The 3,545-nt window shown below is 58.6% G+C and carries 4 protein-coding genes; 1 reads left to right on the top strand and 3 read right to left on the bottom strand.

Going from position 1 to position 3,545, the window contains the following annotated elements:
* Positions 1–721, top strand: a 721-nt coding sequence (locus WC473_06110) for a hypothetical protein (protein MFA5125360.1), incomplete at its 5' end; no start/stop codon positions are given.
* A gap of 20 nt (positions 722–741) precedes the next feature.
* Here the strand turns inward: WC473_06110 and WC473_06105 are convergent.
* The 3 genes from WC473_06105 to WC473_06095 form a co-directional block, all read right to left on the bottom strand.
* The gene (locus tag WC473_06105) at positions 742–1,782 is read right to left on the bottom strand and encodes a hypothetical protein (protein MFA5125359.1); all 1,041 of its coding nucleotides are present in this window, start codon (positions 1,780–1,782) and stop codon (positions 742–744) included.
* 55 nt (positions 1,783–1,837) lie between these two features.
* Positions 1,838–2,206, bottom strand: coding sequence for a hypothetical protein (locus WC473_06100; GenBank protein MFA5125358.1), 369 nt, complete (start codon positions 2,204–2,206; stop codon positions 1,838–1,840).
* 75 nt (positions 2,207–2,281) lie between these two features.
* Positions 2,282–3,505 carry a hypothetical protein gene (locus WC473_06095; protein ID MFA5125357.1) on the bottom strand — a complete coding sequence of 408 codons (1,224 nt, stop codon included), beginning with the start codon at positions 3,503–3,505 and terminating at the stop codon, positions 2,282–2,284.
* Between the last annotated feature and the right edge of the window lie 40 nt (positions 3,506–3,545).

Genomic DNA, 3,545 nt, shown 5'->3' with positions numbered 1-3,545 from the left:
GCAAATCTATCGTCTCGCGCTCGAGCCGCTGGAGCGCCCCGATGATTGCGATATTTATCGCGCGACCGAATATGAGTATTTCGCGCGCTCATCTTCGTCGTGCGTCTCCCGCGCGACGCATGATTATACCAGCGATATGATGAAACGCTCGTTACGCATCGCGACCGGCGGGACGACGGATCTCACATTCCCGCGATTTAACGAAGACGATCCGCTGTGCGTTTATCTCGAGCGCGAGCTGCATCCGACGACGCGCGAGGTGGATTCGCGCACGCGCGCGATTCAAATCACGTATGAACTCGCGAATCCCCTGAGGGGGATGCGGGCGGGATCGCGCGAAGGCTCGAGTGATGGCAATACTCCGCGCGCCAGCGTGAGTGATGGCAATACTCCGCGCGCCAGCGTGAGTGACGAAAGTACTCTGCGCGCGAGCGTGAGTGATGATGATCGTCACGCGCCCGAGGAATCGCGAACCACCGCTTGCGCAACGCCTATTTCCGTCTGGATATCCGCGCACGACCCAATAGGCCGCATCGAGGGCGCGTATCATAGCGATTATTGCGCGGACGCGGAGTCATCCGAGGCGCTTCCCAATATCAGCGAGCAAGAAATGCGCGGCGCTCTTCGCGCAATGGGTTATGCGATCGATGGCGCGCGCGGAACATGGGAGCGCGCGGATGCAAAAGTGATCGCAAAAGCAAGCGAGGGCGCGCAACAGTGATCGCGAGCGCGGAATAACCATTACATCGCAAGTTCGCGCATCCACGGCTCCATTTCAGCGCTGTTTTTTTTCTCGATCTTCATCGCGAGCGCGCGCACCGCGCCACTTACCGCGTCGAATGAACCATGTGGCGGTGCTGTGATTAAGAACGCCTGGTCGTTCATAAATAGCATTTTCGTGTGCGGCGCGCGCCCGGAGATCACTTTATGCGCGTAACGCAGCAACGCATCGCGTTTCTCTCGATGAAATCCGCTCGAGCGCGTATTAATCCAGCGCTCGGCAAGACCTTCGTCCGTAAAAATAGACACGCCCACGTTCATTCGCATCGCGGGCAGCACCATCGACGTATCGTGGAGCGCGATGATGGTCGTGCAGTAAAAATGGCGCCCCTGGAATATCTGCTCGAGAACGTCCGCGTCCGATTTGAGCGCGGCGAGCTCCGTGCTGCAATCATCAAATACGACCGTTATCCGCGGATTAAAACGGAACCAGCGCAGCGCGAATAGCTCATCCTCGCTCAGCGTATGCGTCGCGCGCAACTGTGCCTCGAGGCGCGCGTCTAGCGCGTTCGAATAGAATGATATCATGCGCTCGCGAAATTGCGACGCGATCGCGTCCGATGGCGCGTCTCCGGCGCCGCTCTCTCGCCCGCGCGCGCAAATATCATCATACGCGCGCTGAAGCGCGTCGCGCGTCGCAATCAATTCGCGCGGCGCAACGCGATCCAGCATTCGCCCGAGCAGCGCGAGATTAGCCGCGCGCTCATAAATCATCCGCGCGCGCGTCTGTCGATCCGCGATCGCGCGCACCGTTTCGCCGGTGACGAAATCATGCACGAAACAGCGCGGCACCATATCGCGCGAGTACGTTTTATTGCTCTTCTCGCTCAGCGAAAACACGACCACCGCGGGCACGTGCTCTCGCAGCACGAATAATAAATGGCGAATTATATGGGTTTTGCCCGTTCCGGACGCGCCGTAAATGATGCACGAGCGGTTCAAGAAGCGATCCGCGGTCAGTTGCGCGCGCTCGAATGATGATTCATCAGGCGCGGATGTCATCGCGCGACGTATATTCACCGTCCCGCGTCTACAAAAAATATGCAGCGCGGATGCATTACCGCGCCGGCGGCAGCGGCGCCGATCCGGGGCTCAAATAAATGGGCGGAATGACCGGCACGTGATCGGCGCTTTCCAGCGTTGGCGGATTCGCGAGCGCGCTCTGTATTTCGCTCACGCGCGATTGCTCGCTATGCGTCGCCGCGAATCGCCGATGATATATGAATATTACGGTGAGAATGGAACAGAAAATGTAGAACGCGGTCCGCACTCGCGCTGCCGCGCATACGCCGCGGCGCGCGCTATCCGAAAAATAGAATATGATTATGATGATGAGCGTCATGGCGAGCGCAGTGTAGATGGGATTATCGAGAATGGACGCGACCCCGCGGCTCGTTGTCACGGAATCAGCGAGACCGTTAATCATAACGCCCAGCTCCATTTATATTACGCCCGCGATAGCGTGCGCGATGCGAAATGAGGTGCACGCCAGCGTGCGCGATTACTCTGTTGAGGTGTCATGTGCGCGCCGATTGCGTTCCGCGATTGCGCGCGCGCGCTCTGCGGCTTTCATCTGCGCCGCGTGCTCATCTTCGTCGCTCTCTTCTTCGTCCGATGATTCCGAGCGCATTCGCGAATCGCGCGCGGGCGGTGCAGCCATGGTATCAAAATCATCCTCGATTATCGCTTCATGCTGCGCGCGATCGACACTCGCGCTTGCGCGCGGAGTATTATCATCACTCGCGCTTGCGCGCGGAGTATTATCATCACTCGCGCTTGCGCGCGGAGTATTATCATCACTCGCGCTTGCGCGCGGAGTATTATCATCACTCAACGACGGCATTTCCAGCATACTCGCACGCAGTTTCGCGCTGCCGGGCGGATCATCGATCCGCGGTTTATCGGGCGCGTGATCATATTGGAGAGGCGCGTCGGCGCGCGGTTGTTCGCTCGCTGACGCGGCATCGATGCGCGCCGGCGTCGCGATGGGTTGAGCGCGCAATGCCGAGCGTAATGACGAAATCTCGGCCGTCGCGCTCGCGAGTTGCGCGCGCAGTCGCGCGATTTCACGTCGCGCGCCGTCATAGAGCCCGCAATATTCGACGCCACTCTCGACTGCACGCTTCAATTCGGCGCGCATGCGGTCGAATAATTCGCCGTCCACGGTGCGGCGCACGGTGCCCATTTTTTTCGAATATAATTGCGATATCATCGACGCGCGGAATTGACGCAGCACCGTCGCGCCTATATCGCTCAATATGTTCACGCCGACGCGATTCGCGCGGTCGTCGATGATATAGCGCAGCATATCGGATTTTAGCGCGCGCTTTCCCACAACAAGCGCGGTCTGCTTCACCAGCTCGCGCAGCATAGATGATTTCTCGGTGCCCGTGATCGTCGAGAGAAATTCGTCGGGCACGATCTGCGACACGATAATCATCACGAATTCATCCAGCGATACCTCGCTCGACAGCTTGCAGTAATATGCGTGGAGATTGACTATCGTATCGCGCATGATGTCGGGACCAGCGTGCCGCGGCGCGGTCTCGATATTTTTGAGATATTCGTAGAGGTAGCCAACGTACACCGCGGTCAGCGATTCGCCGCCGCGGCGCGCGAAGTGGTCCTTCGCGATGCAATAAAGGTCATTGTAGTAGCGCGACGTGAAAAACGCCGCGATAATCTCGCTGTTGCGCTCGAACGATTGCGCGCGCAGGGTATCCATTGCCTATATTTGCGCCGCGCGCACTTTATTTAGGCGCGCG

This window comes from Patescibacteria group bacterium, assembly GCA_041650895.1.
In the GTDB taxonomy this organism is placed as follows: domain Bacteria; phylum Patescibacteriota; class Patescibacteriia; order 2-01-FULL-39-33; family 2-01-FULL-39-33; genus CAISTG01.
The sequence above is the reverse complement of the archived record's forward strand: the minus strand, read 5'-3'. Positions and strand labels throughout refer to the sequence as shown.